9 protein-coding genes are annotated in these 15,571 nt (G+C 73.7%); 3 read left to right on the plus strand and 6 right to left on the minus strand.

The window, feature by feature from the left end:
* Window positions 1-254 precede the first annotated feature (254 nt).
* The 3 genes from ACSSS0_RS12005 to ACSSS0_RS12015 form a co-directional block, all read right to left on the minus strand.
* Window positions 255-5,792, minus strand: coding sequence for an ATP-binding protein (locus ACSSS0_RS12005; RefSeq protein WP_487228145.1), 5,538 nt, complete (start codon window positions 5,790-5,792; stop codon window positions 255-257).
* Window positions 5,793-5,903: 111 nt separating this feature from the next.
* Window positions 5,904-6,806 (minus strand): aminoglycoside phosphotransferase family protein, encoded by a 903-nt coding sequence (locus tag ACSSS0_RS12010; RefSeq protein ID WP_487228146.1) that lies wholly within the window; start codon window positions 6,804-6,806, stop codon window positions 5,904-5,906.
* A 360-nt stretch (window positions 6,807-7,166) separates the two neighbouring features.
* Complete coding sequence (locus ACSSS0_RS12015; RefSeq protein WP_487228147.1) at window positions 7,167-9,242, minus strand: FG-GAP-like repeat-containing protein; 2,076 nt, start codon at window positions 9,240-9,242, stop codon at window positions 7,167-7,169.
* Window positions 9,243-9,407: 165 nt separating this feature from the next.
* Between ACSSS0_RS12015 and ACSSS0_RS12020 the strand changes: the two genes are divergently transcribed.
* Both ACSSS0_RS12020 and ACSSS0_RS12025 read left to right on the plus strand, forming a co-directional pair.
* Window positions 9,408-10,016 (plus strand): thymidine kinase, encoded by a 609-nt coding sequence (locus ACSSS0_RS12020; protein ID WP_435987705.1) that lies wholly within the window; start codon window positions 9,408-9,410, stop codon window positions 10,014-10,016.
* Between the two features lie 237 nt (window positions 10,017-10,253).
* A complete protein-coding gene (locus ACSSS0_RS12025) occupies window positions 10,254-11,063 on the plus strand; it encodes an alpha/beta hydrolase (RefSeq protein ID WP_487228148.1) in 810 nt (269 codons plus the stop codon).
* Here ACSSS0_RS12025 and ACSSS0_RS12030 read toward each other — a convergent pair.
* Window positions 11,058-11,693, minus strand: coding sequence for a uridine kinase family protein (locus ACSSS0_RS12030; protein WP_487228149.1), 636 nt, complete (start codon window positions 11,691-11,693; stop codon window positions 11,058-11,060). The genes ACSSS0_RS12025 and ACSSS0_RS12030 overlap by 6 nt on opposite strands.
* Window positions 11,694-11,758: 65 nt before the next feature.
* Between ACSSS0_RS12030 and ACSSS0_RS12035 the strand changes: the two genes are divergently transcribed.
* Entirely contained in the window at window positions 11,759-12,172 is a 414-nt protein-coding gene (locus ACSSS0_RS12035; RefSeq protein ID WP_487228150.1) for a RidA family protein, read from the plus strand.
* Here ACSSS0_RS12035 and ACSSS0_RS12040 read toward each other — a convergent pair.
* A complete protein-coding gene (locus ACSSS0_RS12040) occupies window positions 12,165-13,331 on the minus strand; it encodes a VWA domain-containing protein (RefSeq protein ID WP_487228151.1) in 1,167 nt (388 codons plus the stop codon). The two genes, ACSSS0_RS12035 and ACSSS0_RS12040, sit on opposite strands and share 8 nt — an antisense overlap.
* Window positions 13,328-15,568 carry a DUF5682 family protein gene (locus tag ACSSS0_RS12045; protein WP_487228152.1) on the minus strand — a complete coding sequence of 747 codons (2,241 nt, stop codon included), beginning with the start codon at window positions 15,566-15,568 and terminating at the stop codon, window positions 13,328-13,330. The genes ACSSS0_RS12040 and ACSSS0_RS12045 overlap by 4 nt, the downstream gene beginning before the upstream one ends.
* Between the last annotated feature and the right edge of the window lie 3 nt (window positions 15,569-15,571).

The following is a 15,571-nucleotide window of genomic DNA, read 5'->3' on the forward strand; positions in this document are numbered from 1 at the left end:
TCAGCGCAGCAGGGCGTTGATGCCGATGGCCGCGATGACGCCCACGGTGAGGACGATGGCGATGATGCCGACGACGAGGCCGCCCCCTGCTTGACGTCGGTGATGCCGTACCTAGGGACGCTCCGCGACGGCCTACGGCGTGCCCTCGGCTGCTGCGCGGGCACGGTCGACGAACTCCTGCGTGATGCTGCTCATGTGCTCCCCTGCGTGTCGGTGTGGGCGCGCGCGACTTCGCGCACGCCCACACACCCCTGTCAGCCCTGCAGGCCTGCCTCGATGGCGGCGATGATGCGCGGACGCATGTCGTGCGCGTCGATGACGGCGTCGACCGAGCCGACCGAGACGGCGCGGTGGATGCTGTGCACCGCGTCGAACTCCGAGGCGACCTGGCCGAGCTTCTCGGCGCGCACCGAGGTGCGCAGCTCGGCGAGCTCGGTGGCGAGGCGGGCGCGCTCGACCCCCGTGGCCTGCGCCAGCGCGGCCTCGAGCTCGGTGACGCGCGGGTCGGACGCCGTGCGGGCGTCGACGTCGCGCGAGAAGACGACAGCGGCCGCCGGGGCACCGCCGAGCACCGACGCGAACGACCCCTCGACGGCGAGCACCGTCATCCGCGGGTTGAGCGTCTTGGAGAAGACGACGAACGCACCACCGTGGTAGCGGGAGACGACGGTGAAGACGATCGGGCCGTCGAAGTTGACGATGGCCCGGCCGATCTCGGCGCCGTACTCGAGCTGGAGGCTGCGCATCGACTCGGGTGAGCCGTCGAAGCCCGAGAGGTTCGCGAGGACGACGACCGGCCGGTTGCCGCTTGCGGCGTTGATGGCGCGCGCCACCTTCTTGCTCGACCGCGGAAAGAGCGTGCCGGCCGTGTAGGTGTCGGGGCCGTCGGTGGGCGGGAAGCCGCGGCGCGGCACCGACTTGGACTCGATGCCGATGAGGGTGACCGGGATGCCACCGAGGTGGGCGTCCTGCACGACGGCCGTCTCCGCGTCGGCCATGCCGGCCCAGCGCTCGAGCGGCTCGTGGTCCTGGTCGCTGACGGCCCGCATCAGGGTGCGGATGTCGAAGGGCTTCTTGCGGTCCGGGTTGGTGAGCGAGCTGAAGATGTCGCCGACGGTCTTGAAGCCGGAGTCGGCCAGCTCGTGCGGGTAGAGCGTCACGTCGCGGTGCGACGGGTCGCTCGTCGTGACCCGGCGCGGACCGGACTCGCCCGGGCTGACGTAGGCGTGCTCGTAGTGCGCCATGAGGATGGCGCGGGCACCCGCGAGGTCCTTCGCCCAGTACTGCGCCTGGCCGTTGGGACCCATGACGCGGTCGTAGCCGCCGATCCCGAAGTTGTCCTCGGCCGAGACGCCACCGGAGAAGTCGAGGGACTGCTTGCCGGTGAGGACCATGGCGCTGTCGGGCGTCATGACGAGGATGCCCTTGGTGTGCATGAGCATCGTCGCCTCGGCGTTCCAGTAGGGCTGTGCACCGACGTTGATCCCGGCCACGACGATGTTGATCTCACCGCCCGCCTGGGTGAACTCGATGATCCGCTTGAGGGCGCGGGCCACCCAGTCCATGTTCTCGGTGCCGGAGTCCATCGAGATGCGCGCGCCGGCGGAGAGGGAGTACCACTCGAGCGGCACCTGCAGGCGCTCCGCGAGGTCGATGGCCGCGATGACGCGGGCGCACTCGGCCTCGGCGACGGAGCCGAGCGAGCGGAGCGGGTCGCCCGAGAGGACGACACGGGTGACGCCCTCGGGGTGCCGCACCGTCGGCGAGCTGACGACGGCGACGATGATGCCCGCCTTGTTGAGGCCCTGCGGGCGGTCGACCGGCACGAGCGTGCCCGAGTCGTCGAGGTCGTGCTCGACGACCGTGCCGCCGTCGCCGGCGATCATCGACTGGAGCTCGTAGGGGTAGACGAGCCCGCGGCGCCGGGCCCGGACGACCTTGGACGCGTAGTCGTCGAGCGGCTTGAGCGGCTCGGTGGGCGGTGCGCCGAGAGAGCCGGTGACGCCCGATCCGGGCTGGTAGAAGAAGCGGCCCGCGATCGGGGCGGGGGCCTCGCCGGGTGCGCCGGCCACCTGCGCCTGCACGAGGACCTCCTCGATGCCGGCACCGGCGGTGACGGGGGCGATCTTGCTCTGGAGCGCCGTCAGCTGACCGAGGTCAGCCTCGATGGTCGGCCAGATCTGCACCCACACGTGGTTCATGTCGAGCCGGGAGCCCTTGGCGCCGCGGCTCGCCCGGACCCGGCGGATCGCCTCGAGGCAGTTGGCGATCGCGCGCTCGACGTGCGGCAGGCCCGACACCTGGCCGGACTCGTCGCGCACGACGACGATCTGGCGCACCTGCGCGAGGGCGACGAGGCGGTGGTCGTCGGGGTTGTCCTTGGCGATGCACTCGTAGAGCAGGACGTCCTCGGGCGCCTCGAGGCGCGTCACGTCGAAGGACGTGAGGCGCCAGAGGTTGAGGCGGCGGCCGACCATGGGGTGCACGCCTCGGACGAGGCGGTCCTCGACGAGCGTGCCGTCGACGGGGCGGAAGGTGAAGTAGCCGACGGGGCGCCCCTGGCCGGCGCTGACGGCGACCGCGACCCGGCGTACGTCCTGGGCGAAGGGCAGCTGCTGGAGCAGCGCGCCGAGCTGCTCGCTCGCGGCGTCGGGCGACTCGGGCTCCTGCGGCCAGCGCAGGTAGAGGTCGACGACGGACTGGAGCCCGGTGGCGCGCGACCACACGTCGTTGGAGACGGCGGCGTCGAGCGGGCTGCCCGGCACGAGCTCGTCGACCCCGCCGATCGTCGACGTCAGGTGCGTCGGACGCCCGTCGAGCGTGTAGTCGGCCACGGCGAAGGGCCGGTCGCCCTCGGAGAAGGTGCGCAGGCCGTGCAGCTCGTGCTCGCGGTAGTGCCGCTTGATGAGCACCTCGAGCATCGGCTCGTGCTCGGGCAGCCGCTCCGGCGCCTCCTCGTGGAGGCGCTCGGTGAGGAAGCGGACGATCTGCTCGGGGATCGCGGCGAGCTCGTCGATGCGGGCCGTGTGGTCCGGCGCCTCGGGCTCGGCCGCGAGGGAGGCCAGCTTGTCGCGGACGCCGGCGAGGACGCTCTGGCGCTCCTCGTCGACGAGCGGCTGGTCGAACCAGCGGAAGCGGACGCTGCGGGCGAGGTCGCCGATGACGGGGAAGCGCAGCTGGGTGGCGACGACGAGCCGGTCGAGCGCCTCGCGGGCTGCGGCGTCGAGCGGCGCCACCGGGATGGGCTCGGCGAGCCAGCGCTGGAGGATCGACGTCGCGAGCTGGACCTCGGGCGCCGAGCGCTGCTGCGCGAGGAAGATGCGGAAGACCGCCTCCTCCAGGTCGGGCGTGCGCTCGAAGTCCGTGACGCCGTAGTGGCGCAGGACGCGGGCGAGCTTGTCGCGGAAGTCGGCCGAGAGGCCGGCCCGGTCGACGTCGAGGCTCTGGAGGTAGGAGTGGAAGTGCTCGCGCGGGCTGTGCACGAGCAGCTCGGTGTGGCGCTCCTCGGCGGCCGGGCGGTTGCGGCTCAGCTCGGCGAAGTCGGTGAGCAGGTCGAGGACGGCGATCTCCTCGGCGAGCGGGATGGTGCCGCTCGCGGCGAGCTCGTCGCGCGCCGCGAGGTAGCCGCTGAGCATCCGGCGGTCGCCGCTCGGGTCGCCGTCGAAGCCGAGGACGCTCGCGGACAGGTCCTCGATGCCGCGGTCGACACGCTCGCCCACGCTCGCGTGCCCGGCACTCGAGTCGGGCAGGTCGAGGTCGACCGTCTCGGTGGCCGCGGCCTCGGCGACCTCGGCCTCGTCGCCGGTGGGCTCGAGGCGCACGAGGGGTGCGCCGGTCTCGACCTGGCTGCCGACGCTGACGAGCAGCTCGCGCACGCGCGCGGCGAAGGGGGCCGGGAGGACCGTCTCCATCTTCATCGACTCGAGGACGAGCACCGGGGCGCCGGCGGCGACCTCGTCGCCGACGGCGGCGGGGGTCGCGACGACGAGCGCGGGCGCGGGCGAGCGCACGACGCCGCCCTCGTCGCGCGACACGCGGTGGGTGACGCCGTCGACCTCGACGAGGTGGACGGGGCCGTGGGTGGCGGTGACGAGGCGGTGCGCCCGTCCCTCGACGACGATGCGGCCGGCATACTCGTCGATGCGGTCGAGCGTCGCGTCGACGACGTGCTCGTCGCCGCCGTTCGTGATGGAGACGCGGTAGCGGTGCGACGCCGTGCGCAGCACCATGACCTTGTATGCCGTGCCGCGGAGCTTGAGGTCGATGGCGCGGCCGACCGTGTGCTGCACCTGCGGGCGGCCCCCGCGGGCCGACTCGAGCAGGCGGGCCCGCTCGATGGCCTCGGAGTCCTCGTAGGCCTCGATGCCGGCGGCGACGAGCGCGACGCCGGAGTGGCGGTGCGAGACGAGGCGGCCCTCGGCGCGGACGCGGTCGATCCAGCCGGTGTCGGCCGATCCGTCGATGATCTCGGGCTGGTCGAGCAGGTCGAGGATGAAGCTCTTGTTCGTCGAGCCGCCGTCGATGACGACGGTCGTCTCGGCCATGGCCCGGCGCAGGCGGGCGAGCGCCTCGTCGCGGTCGCGGCCGTGGGCGATGATCTTGGCGATCATCGAGTCGAAGTCGGCGGGGATCGAGTCGCCTTCTCCCACACCGGTGTCGACGCGGATGCCGGGGCCGGCGGGGAACTGGAGCAGGCTGATGTGGCCGGGGCTCGGCGCGAAGTCGCGGTCGGGGTCCTCGGCGTTGAGGCGGGCCTCGACGGCGTGGCCCCGCTGGGTGGGGCGCCCGCCGGGGAGGTCGTCGAGGCGGCCGCCGTTCGCGACGTGGATCTGGAGCTTGACGAGGTCGGTGTCGGTGACGACCTCGGTGATCGGGTGCTCGACCTGGAGGCGGGTGTTGACCTCGAGGAAGGCGAAGAAGCGCTCGCCCGGGTGGTAGAGGAACTCGACGGTGCCGGCCCCGGCGTAGCCCACGGCGATGGCGAGGCGCTCGGCACTCGTGCGCACCTCGTCCTCCTGCTCGCTGCTGAGCACGGGCGAGGCGGACTCCTCGATGACCTTCTGGTTGCGGCGCTGCACCGAGCAGTCGCGCACGCCCACGGCCCACGCGCTGCCCTGGCCGTCGGCGATGACCTGGACCTCGATGTGGCGGGCGCCGGTGACGAGCTTCTCGAGGAAGACGACGCCCGAGCCGAACGCGCGCTGCGCCTCGTCACGGGTGCGCTCGTAGGCGTCGGTGAGGTCGGCGTCGGAGTCGACGCGACGGATGCCGCGGCCACCACCGCCGGCGGTCGCCTTGAGCATGAGGGGGTAGCCGATGCGCGCGGCCGCGGCCGTCGCGTCCTCGAGGGTGTCGACGCCGCCGCGGCTCCACGGCGCGACGGGCACGCCGACCTCCTCGGCGATGAGCTTGCTGCCGATCTTGTCGCCGAGCTTGCGCATCGCGTCGGGGCTCGGGCCGATGAAGGTGACGCCGACACGCTCGCAGAGCTCGGCGAAGGCCGGGTCCTCGGCGACGAAGCCCCAGCCGACCCACGCCGCGTCCGCCTTCGTCTCGCGCAGGGCGCGCTCGAGGACGGCGTGGTCGAGGTAGGGACGCGCGGACGCCGGCCCGAGGTCGTATGCGTGGTCGCTCTCGCGCACGAACATCGCCCGCCGCTCGCCCTCGGTGTGCAGGGCGATGGTCTCGATGCGGTGGCCGTCGCGGCCCGCGGCGGCGTTGAGGTCCCGCACCGCGTGGATGAGCCGCATGGCGGCCTCGCCTCGGTTCACGATGGCGATGCGCGAGATCATCGGTGCTCCTTCAGACGGGGGTGGTGTCGCACCCTGCAGCCTTCCACGCCTGCCCGGTGACCGGCGAGTAGACAGGCGCGGAGTCGTCGGGTGCGTGGTCCGGTCGCTCGGTCAGGCGAGCTCGGCGACGACGGCGCGGACCATCTGTCGGCCGTGCTCGGCCATCCGCGGGAAGGTGTGGCGGTAGTAGTCGATACCGGTGAGGGACGGGGCGAGCGCCCAGCCGCAGGCCCGCACCCACGTGGCGTCGTCGGGGGCGACGGCGTCACGGTAGGCCGCTCGCGCGGCACCGGTGAAGGTCCACAGCGCGGCGGCGACGTCCGGGGCCGGGTCGCCGACGCCGAGCGCGCCCCAGTCGATGACGGCGGCGAGGTGCCCACCGTCGACGACGAGGTTGCCGGGTTGGAGGTCGCCGTGGATCCACACCGGGTCGCCGTCCCAGTCCGGAGCCGAGACGCACGTGTCCCAGGCGCGCTCGGCGGCGTCGAGGTCGAGGCCGTCGTCGTGGCCTCGCAGTCGCTCGAGGCCGGCGCGCGCCGCGTCGTCGACGTGGGAGAGCGGGGTGCCGCGCGAGCCCGGTGGTTTGGTGGGGCCGCCCGTGGCGTCGATCTGCCGCAGCCGGAGGGCGAAGGCGGCCAGGTCACGGGCGAGCGGGACGTCGTCGGAGCCGAGGCGCGGCGGCGTCTCGCCCTCGACCCAGGGGACGACCGACCACGCCCACGGGTAGTCGTCGGACGGGCGGCCGACGTGCTCGGGCACCGGCACGGTGACCGGGAGGTGCGGGGCGAGCCGGGGCAGCCACCGGGCATCGGAGTCGGCCTGCTGGGCGGCCCACTCGACCTTCGGCATCCGCACGACGAGGGCGTCGCCGAGCCGGAAGAGGACGTTGTCGGTGCCCTCGACGTCGTCGGGCAGAGCCGTCACGGGCAGCCCCGCCCACTGCGGGCACTGCTCGGCGAGCAGCCGCTCGACCAGCTCGGGCGTCGCGCGGACCTCGTCGTCGTGCATCGGCATCCCGGCACGCTAGGCCGCGAGTCGTGCCTGTCGCGACTGCTTTCCGGCCAGGGGCCGACCCCGGCAGTCGTCGACGAAGCGCGACGGCGGCTTTGTGCTGCGGCCCCCCGAAGTCCCCGCCCGACGACCGTTGGTCGTGCCCGACCGCGCCAGCCGCGTGTCGCGTCGGCGTGTCGCGGGGTCTTCACCACCAACGGTCGTCCGTCGGCACGCTCGCGGCCCGAGCTGGGGTGCGCACCAGCAGGACGAGCAGCTCCGGTGCTCGTGGGGCAGGTGACGACGTCGGGCACCGTCGACGCGTGCACCGACAACGTGATCCGGGGCGCCAACGGCTACGGCCGCTGACCCGCGCCGCGCCGCTCAGAGCAGCGGCCGCAGGGCCGACGTGAAGCCGCTCCCGGACGGCTGGCTCCGGAACTGTCCCCAGTCGTAGACGTACAGCTTCGAGGTGTTGTTCTGGACCGCGACGAGGTCGACGTTCCCGGTCCGGCGGAAGTCCCCGATGCCGACGAGGTCGCGCATCCCGTTCCAACCGAGCCCGATCCGCTGCCGTGGAGCGAAGCCGGTGCCGGCCAGGTTGCCCGGGTAGAGCCACAGCTCTCCGGTCGAGGGGCGGCGAGCGACGAGGTCGTTGCGACCGTCGCCGTCGAGGTCCCCGACGCCGGTCAGCTCGTCCATGGCGTTCCAGCCCCCGTGACCGACGAGGCGACGGGGCGCGTACCCCGAGCCCCTGCCGGGGTAGAGGTAGAGGTCGCCGGTCGACGACTGGACCGCGAGGACGTCGGCACGGTGGTCGACGTCGAGGTCCCCGACCGCGGTGATCTCGCGCATCCCGTTCCAGCCACTCGCACCGACGAGGACCCGCGGCGCGAAGGACGTCCGCCTGCCGGGGTAGAGCCACAACCGGCCCGTGGCGCTCTCGCGGGCCAGGACGTCCTCGAACCCGTCGCCGTCGACGTCGCCGAGCCTCGTCACCGCGCTCATGCCGCCCCACCCCGACGCGCCGATGCGCAGGGGCGGGGCCAGCCCCGAGCCCGTGCCGCGGTAGAGGTTGAGCTGGCCGGTGGCGGTGCGGGCGACGACGTCGCAGAGGCCGTCGGCGTCGAAGTCGCCGAAGGGGGTGGGCGGAGCCTGGTCCTCGCGCACGAGCACGCCCTGGCTCGTGTCGCCCGGGACGAGCCCGCCGCCGGCGTCGGCCACGAAGGCCACCGACCTGCCCGTGAACTCCACCGACGGGGAGTGGCTGTCGCTGCGCGACTGGACCCCCGTGGAGGAGACGCTCTCCCTCGTCGTCGTGTTGGTCGTGACGGCGCGCAGGAACACGTCCCTGCGACCGTTCGTGTCGCCTGCGACGAGGTTGTCGGCGGCTGAGGTGAAGGCCACGTGGAGCCCGTCGCCGCTCAGGGCCGGCTGTGTCGACGGACCGTCGGCGGGCTGGCCCGAGCTCGACCTGCTCGCCCGGCGGGTCGTGCCGGTGACGCGGTCACGGACGTAGACGTCCGACGTGCTCGTGCCCACGCCGTCGGCCAGAGCCGGGTCCGTCGAGGCGAAGGCGACGTAGCGGCCGTCCCAGCTGATGCTCGGGTCGGTGCTGGCTCCGCTCGCCTGACCGCCGGCGTCGTCGACGCTGACCCGGCTCGTCGTCCCGGCCGTGAGGTCGCGGACGAAGACGTCGGCCCTGCCGTTCGTGTCACCGGCGACGAGGTCGGACGCCGTCGACGTGAAGGCGACGTAGCGTCCGTCCGAGCTGATCGCGGGGTGGGAGCTGGCTCCGGTGTCGGCCTGGCTCTCGTCGCCGGCCACGCTCACCCTCGTCGTCCGCCGGCTCTTCAGGTCCCTGACGAAGACGTCCGCGGAGCCGTTCGTGTCTCCGGCGACGAGGTTCGTGGCCGTCGACGTGAACGCCACCGACACGGGGTCGAAGAGGAGGTTGCCGCCGCTGACCGACGGCTCTCCGCTGGGTCCGTCGGCCTGTCCCTCGGTGTCGGAGACGCTGACCCGGAAGGCGCTCTCCGCCTCCTCGTGCCACAGGAAGACGTCCTGCACGCCGTTCGTGTCGCGTTCGACGTTCGTCGCCAGAGACGAGAAGACGATCAGGCCGTGGCCCTGCGCCGGCTGGCTGCTCGCCCCGTCGAGCTGGAACCCGGGAACGCGCCTCGTGCGGCCGTCGTAGCGCAGGAAGATGTCCGACACCCCGTTGGTGTCCCCTGGGGTCAGTGCGGAGGCCGTCGACGCGAACACGATGTCGCCCTGCAACCGCGGCGTGGAGAAGGTGCCCACCGGCGTTGCGCCCAGGACGCTCACGCTCGCCTGGGTGGTCGCGCCGGGCTCGGAGGCAGCGGCGGCGGGCGCCGCGGCGAAGCACGCGGCTGGTGCCGCCAGTGCCCCGACGAGCAGGGCTGGTGCGATGCGCTTCATCGGCATGGCTGACCTCACGGAAGGGCTCATCCTGTCCGTGGTCCGGACAGTGCCCCCGATGCGACCCAGCATCCCGCGGCGACACGGTGACGTCTCGGGAACCGCGTCGAAAGCACGGCGGCCCGGGCTCTCGTGCGGCGGGTCCGTCGTCGGGCTGTCGGCCCGAGTCGGTACGGTTCCGCGGTGACCACGATCGACGACGTCAGGCAGGCCGTCCGCACCGCGTCCGAGGTGTCGCTCGACGTCGTCCTCGGGCCGATGAAGTCGGGCAAGAGCCTCGCGCTCATCTCGCTGCTGTCACCCCTGCAGTTCACGCGCGTGCGGCACCGCGTCTACCAGTCGGAGCGGCACGTCCGCGACACCGGCGTCACCTCCCGCAGCGGTGGCGTCCTCGCCACGACGAAGGTCACGAGCCTGCACGAGGCCCTCGACGAGCAGCTCGACGTCGTGGCCGTCGACGAGGTGCACATGTTCGACCTCGACGACGTCGCGGTCGTCGACCGGCTGCTGCGTCGCGGCACCCGGGTCGTCGTCGCGGGCATCGACCTCGACCACCGCGGCGAGCTCTTCGCGCCGGTCCGGGCGCTGCTCGAGCTCGGGCCCGACACCGTGACCTACCGCCGCGCGGTGTGCGACCAGTGCCGCGACTTCAGCGCCACGCACACGCAGGTGCTCCGCTCCGGCGAGCCGTTCCTCGACCACCTCGGCGGCTCCGAGGCGCTGCCCGACGACGGCACCTTCACCTACGAGGCGCGCTGCCGCTCCTGCTTCGTCCGGCCCGCGTCGTCCTGACCCGGCGACGCGCAGCAGCGGCCGGGTGTCGCCGCGCGCACAGACATCGTCCCGGCGAACGGTCATCCTCGGGTCGAGGACGCAACGCCCTCGCTCTCGCAGAGGGAGGCCGAGATGGGAACCACGACCGGACACTCGCGCCGCACCGGAGCAGGAGATGGGCTGAGGTGGCTGACCGCCGCGGCTCTGATCGCGCTGGGACCAGCCCTCTCGGGCTGTACCTCCGCGGGCGGCCTCGTGAGCCCGACGACCGCGAGCGCAGCCACGGCCCCGAGCGCAGCCACCACCCCGACGCTCGAGCCCGAGCGTGACGTCGTCGTGGCCGGTCACCACCTCAAGGCCCGCTGCGCCGGGAGCGGCCCGTCGGTCGTCCTCGTGGCCGACTACGGGCGGGCCATGGACGACGCGTGGGGCACGATCCCGCAGAGCCTCGCGGCGCGCAGCCGCGTCTGTGTCTACGACCGTCTCGGGATCGGCCGGAGCGACTCGGTGCCGGACCGCCAGACCTTCGCCACCCTCGCCGACGACCTCGACGGCGTCATCGCCGGGCTCGGGCTGAGCCGGCCCGTCGTCGTCGTGGGGCATGCGATGGCCGCCCCGATCGCGCTGACGTGGGTGAGCCGGCACGAGTCCGACGCCCGGGCGGTCGTGCTCCTCGACCCAGTCCCTCCGGGCTTCTTCGGTCCCACCGGAGCCCTCATCGGGCTGTTGCCGCCCAAGGACCCGGGCGACCCCGAGCTGAGCACCCTCTGGGCCGACCTCGACCGCTACAACACCATGGCGACGAACAAGGAGAGCCTCGACCCCGCCTCGTGGACGGCCTACGAGCGGCTGCCCGCGATGACGACGCCGCTCTACGACCTCGTCGAGGCGCAGGTGCAGTCCTGGCCGGCAGCCGTCGACGCGAACAGGGTCGACGGGGTCTGGCGGCAGTACCAGCGCCGGGTGCTCGCGATGTCGTCGCCGGCCGAGCTCCGGGTCGTGCCCGAGCCCGACGACTGGCCCACGATGATCAGGAGCACGCTCGAGCGCGCCCTGCAGTCATGACGGAGGACCGCCCCGTGCCACCGCCACCCAGCCGCCTGCGTCGCCGCGGACCACGAGGTCGGCGCGGTCCCACGGCCGGTCGTCGGCGAGGAAGGGCTCCTCGGCCGTCATCCACTCGTCCCAGAAGCGCTCGGCCTCCTCTCGGGTGCGACCGAGCTCGACGTCGCGGCGCAGCCCGCGCTCGCGCGCCTCGTCACGGTCGGCCTGCACCCAGACCACCGCGTCGGCGTGCGGGGCCAGCGACGCGCGGCCCGCGCCGACCCCCTCGAGGACGAGCACGCATACGCCCTCGGGGACGGTGACCGACCCGTCGCGCCCCTTCGCGACCCACCCCGGCGGGCGGTGGTCGACGACCTCGCCGCGCCGCCAGGGCCCGATGACGTGCTCGAGGGCGAGGTCGTCCCACGCGACCGCGTCGTGGTGCCAGGCGAGGTCGTCGGTGTGGACCACCGCCCCGCCGAGGAGCGCCGCGGCCCGCTCGGCGAAGGTCGTCTTGCCCGACCCCGACCGGCCGTCGACGAGCAGCACGCCCCGCCCGGCGGGGAGCAGGCTCCCCAGCAGCGCCGCCAGCGCTCCGTCGTCGACGGGGCTCCACGGGCCGGCCTCGGTCTCCTCGGGGTGCAGTCGCATGGCGTGAGTATGCCGTCCGATCGCGCCGCCCACGTCAGGTCGGCTCGCGCACTAGCGTCCTGCCCATGAGCCGACCCATCAGCGCCGTCCGCCTCGTCAGGGCCGCCGCCCTGACCGACATCGCGCCCTACGCGTACGCCGCGACCACCGACGCCGGAGCCCGGCTCGTCTTCACGGCGGGAGCCTGCCCCCTCGACGGGTCCGGTGCGACCGTGGCGCCCGGCGACATCGCGGCCCAGGCCCGACAGTGCGTGGACAACCTCGTGACCGCTCTCGAGGCCGCCGGCGCGACGCTGGGGGACGTCGCCTACACGCGCGTCCTCGTGGCGACGACCGTCCGGGAGGACCTCGTGGCGGCGTGGACCGTCGTCCACGACGCCTTCGGCGAGCACGAGGTGCCGAGCACGCTGCACGGCGTCACCGTCCTCGGCTACCCCGACCAGCTCGTCGAGATCGAGGCCGTCGCCGCACTCAGGTAGCCGGGTCGGCCTCGTGGGTGGTGACGATGTCGTTGGCGGCGGCCCACGCCGTGATGTCGCGCTTCTCGATGGCCGTCGCCATGAGGTCGGGGAACTTGTCAGGGGTGCACGCGAAGGCCGGCACCCCGACGGCGGCGAGGGCGGCGGCGTGGTCGGCGTCGAAGCTCGGGCGCCCCGAGTCGCTGAGCGCGAGCAGCGCGACCATCGTCGCGCCGGACGCGACGATCGCGGACGCGCGACGCACCATCTCCTCGGCGATGCCGCCCTCGTAGAGGTCGCTGATGAGGACGAGGATCGTCTCGCCCGGCTGCTCGATGAGGCCCTCGCAGTAGGCGAGCGCCTGGTTGATGTCGGTGCCGCCGCCGAGCTGCACGCCGAAGAGCACGTCGACGGGGTCGTCGAGCTCGTCGGTGAGGTCGACGACGGCGGTGTCGAAGACGACGAGCCGCGTCTCGACCGACCGGAGCGAGGCCAGCACCGCGCCGAAGACGCTGGAGTAGACGACGGACTCGGCCATCGAGCCGGACTGGTCGATGCAGAGGATGATCCGTCGCTCGACGCGGTGCGCCCGCCGGGCGTGGCCGACGAGCCGCTCGGGCACGACCGTCCCGTGCTCGGGCTGGTAGTGCTTGAGGTTGGCCGCGATGGTGCGGTTCCAGTCGATGTCGGAGGCCTTGGGGCGCCGGGTACGGGCTGCCCTGTTGAGCGCGCCGCTGACGGCCTGGACCGTCTCGGAGCGCAGCCGCTCCTCGAGCTCGTCGGTGACGACGCGGACGACCGCCCGCGCCGTGGCGCGGGACCGCTCGGGGATGACGCGGCCGAGCCCGACGAGCGTCGTGACGAGGTTGACGTCGGGCTGCACGGCCTCCATCAGCTCTGGCTCGAGGAGCAGCTGGGTCAGCCCGAGGCGGTCCATCGCGTCGTGCTGCATGACCTGCACGACCGACGACGGGAAGTAGCCGCGGATGTCGCCGAGCCACCGGGCCACCCGTGGCGCGGACGCCCCGAGGCCGCTGCGGCGCTCGCCGTCGTAGAGCTCGCGCAGTGCCTCGTCGCGTTTGAGGTCGTCGGCGTCGAGGGTCGCCCCCTCGCCGATGCCGTCGGACTGCTCGCCGCCGAGGACGAGCCGCCACCGGGTGAGCCGGTCGCGGTCGGTCATGACGCGACCTCCATCCCGAGCAGGCGGGCGACCGCGGCGATGGCCGGGGCGGCCCGGTCGAGGTCGAGCGAGTCCGTCGACGACGGGGTCGTGTGCGTGCCGCTCGCGAGGTCGCGCAGGTGCGTCCCGATGAGGCGCCGTTCCGCGGGCTGGTAGCGCGAGAAGGTGCGGCGCACGAGGGGCAGGAGGTCCTCGAAGGCCTCCTCGGACGCGTCGACGAGCCACTCGTCGATGATCGCGAGCAGGTCGTCGCCGTGGATGAGGAGCAGGGCCTCGCCGGTGAGGAAGCCGTCGAGCCACGCCGCGGCAGCGGGGGCCGGGGTGCCGGGGGAGAGCCGGCGGCTGAGGCGAGCTGCCGCCTCGTCGTGCGTGAGGTGCCCGCCGTCGAGCAGCAGGCGGTTGACGCGCCCTGCGACGCCGCCGTGGACGGCCTCGTCGCGACCGACGCTCACGAGCGCCTCGGTCCACGGGTCGCGGAGGTCGTCGCGGTCGACGAGCGCCACGCCGCGGTGCGCCGCCTCGACGGCCGTGCGCATGGCGGCCGCGCTGTCGTCGTCGAGGCTGGAGCACGCGGCGCGCAGCCCGACGGACGCGCGCACGACGACGGTCTGGAGCACGTGCGCCACGTCGGCGACGTCGACCCCGCGCACGTCGCCGTAGCGGCACGTGCGCGCGAGCGGCTCGACGGTCTCGAGCAGGGCCCGGGTGTCGTGCTGTCGGGCCGTGCGCTCGGCGAGCGCGGTGACGACGGCGCGCAGCCCCTCGGGCAGGTCGGCGAGCAGGCACTCCTCGATGAGCCGCCCCAGCACCCCGAGGTCGGCGGCCTCGCGCGCCTGCTCGGCGATGCGGGACTCGGCGGCGCTGCGGACCGTCGTGCCGTGGAGGCTGGCCTCGATGACGGCCACGGCAAGCTCGGGTGTCCACTCGAGCTCCCAGGCCTCCTTGAAGGTGCCGGTCGTGCGGCCGGCGTCGACCTGCGTGCCCCACGGCACGTCGAGGACCGCGAGGCGGTGCAGCAGCACCGAGCGGGCGAGCTGCGACTCGCGGCGCAGGTCGAGCTGCATGACCGTGGCGGTGGCGGACGCCTTGAGCCGCAAGGTCTTCTGCTGCCTCGCGAGGTCGCCGGCGAGCGGCACCATCGGGGTCGACTCGGGCACCCGGCCGAGCAGCTCACCGATGACGAGGGTGCGGTCGACGAGCCGTAGGGGCAGGTCGGACCCCTCGGTGAGCACGGCCCGGGCAGCGTCCGTCAGCTCCGCGAGCCCGACCGAGGGCCGGCCGCGCACGGCGGCGAGCGCGCCCGCGAGCCGCGTTGCCTCGACGACGGACGCCGTCGACGCGTCGAGGTCCTCGCCGCGCAGCGCTCGCGCGACGCGGACGAACCACGACGGCACGACCTCTTCGTCGGGGGTCACGAAGAGGTGGTGGTACCACCCGGGCGAGCGGACCCCGGCGCCGTAGCCACTGGCATACGACAGGCGCTCTGAGCTCCACGGGGCCCACGTGGCCGCCACCTTGATCCTGGGCAGCCCTCTCATGAGCGCGTTGTCACGGCTGGCGGGCGGGAAGGAGGCGGGGTCGAGGGCGGGGGCGTGGTAGGCGCCGCACACGACGGCGATGCGCTGGCGGCCGCCGCGCATCTCGGCGCGGATCGCCTTGCGCATGAAGGCTTCCCGCAGCGCGTCGTCGTCGACCTCGAGGTCGCCACGGACTCCGTGCATCGCCTCGCGCAGGTGCGCGAAGTGGGCGAGGGACGAGGTGCGGCGGTGCTCGACGGCGTCCTCCCACCAGCGCTCGGGGTCGTCGTAGCCCGCGGCCGACGCCAGGGCCGAGATCGGGTCGAGCCTGCGCGTCGGTCGCCGCGGCGCGTCGTCCGGGCCGTCGGCAGGGTCGGGGCTGTCGGCGAGGTGGTGTGTCGCGGGCAGGTCCGCGAAGCGGACGTCGACCCCGTGCTCGAGCGCCCAGCGCAGCGCCACCCACTCGGGGGAGAAGACGGCGAACGGGTAGAAGGCCGCCCGCCTCGGCTCGTCGACGGCGTAGACGAGACCGGCCACGGGCGGTACGAGGTCGGGATCGGCGGCGAGCGGCACGAGCGCGTCGAGCTCGGGGGGGCCCTCGATGACGACGACGTCGGGCAGCAGCTCGTCGAGGGCGCGCGCGACCGACCGCGCGGAGCCCGGACCGTGGTGCCGGACGCCGAGCACCTCGACGCGGACGTCTCTCGCGGGACTGCTCACGCG

This window comes from Terrabacter sp. R4-6, from assembly GCF_057529065.1.

Coding starts and splice junctions, on each gene's coding strand:
- ACSSS0_RS12030 (WP_487228149.1), bottom strand. CDS start 11,693: ATGCGACTGCACCCCGAGGAGACCGAGGCCGGCCCGTGGAGCCCCGTC.
- ACSSS0_RS12010 (WP_487228146.1), bottom strand. CDS start 6,806: ATGCCGATGCACGACGACGAGGTCCGCGCGACGCCCGAGCTGGTCGAG.
- ACSSS0_RS12005 (WP_487228145.1), bottom strand. CDS start 5,792: ATGATCTCGCGCATCGCCATCGTGAACCGAGGCGAGGCCGCCATGCGG.
- ACSSS0_RS12035 (WP_487228150.1), top strand. CDS start 11,759: ATGAGCCGACCCATCAGCGCCGTCCGCCTCGTCAGGGCCGCCGCCCTG.
- ACSSS0_RS12040 (WP_487228151.1), bottom strand. CDS start 13,331: ATGACCGACCGCGACCGGCTCACCCGGTGGCGGCTCGTCCTCGGCGGC.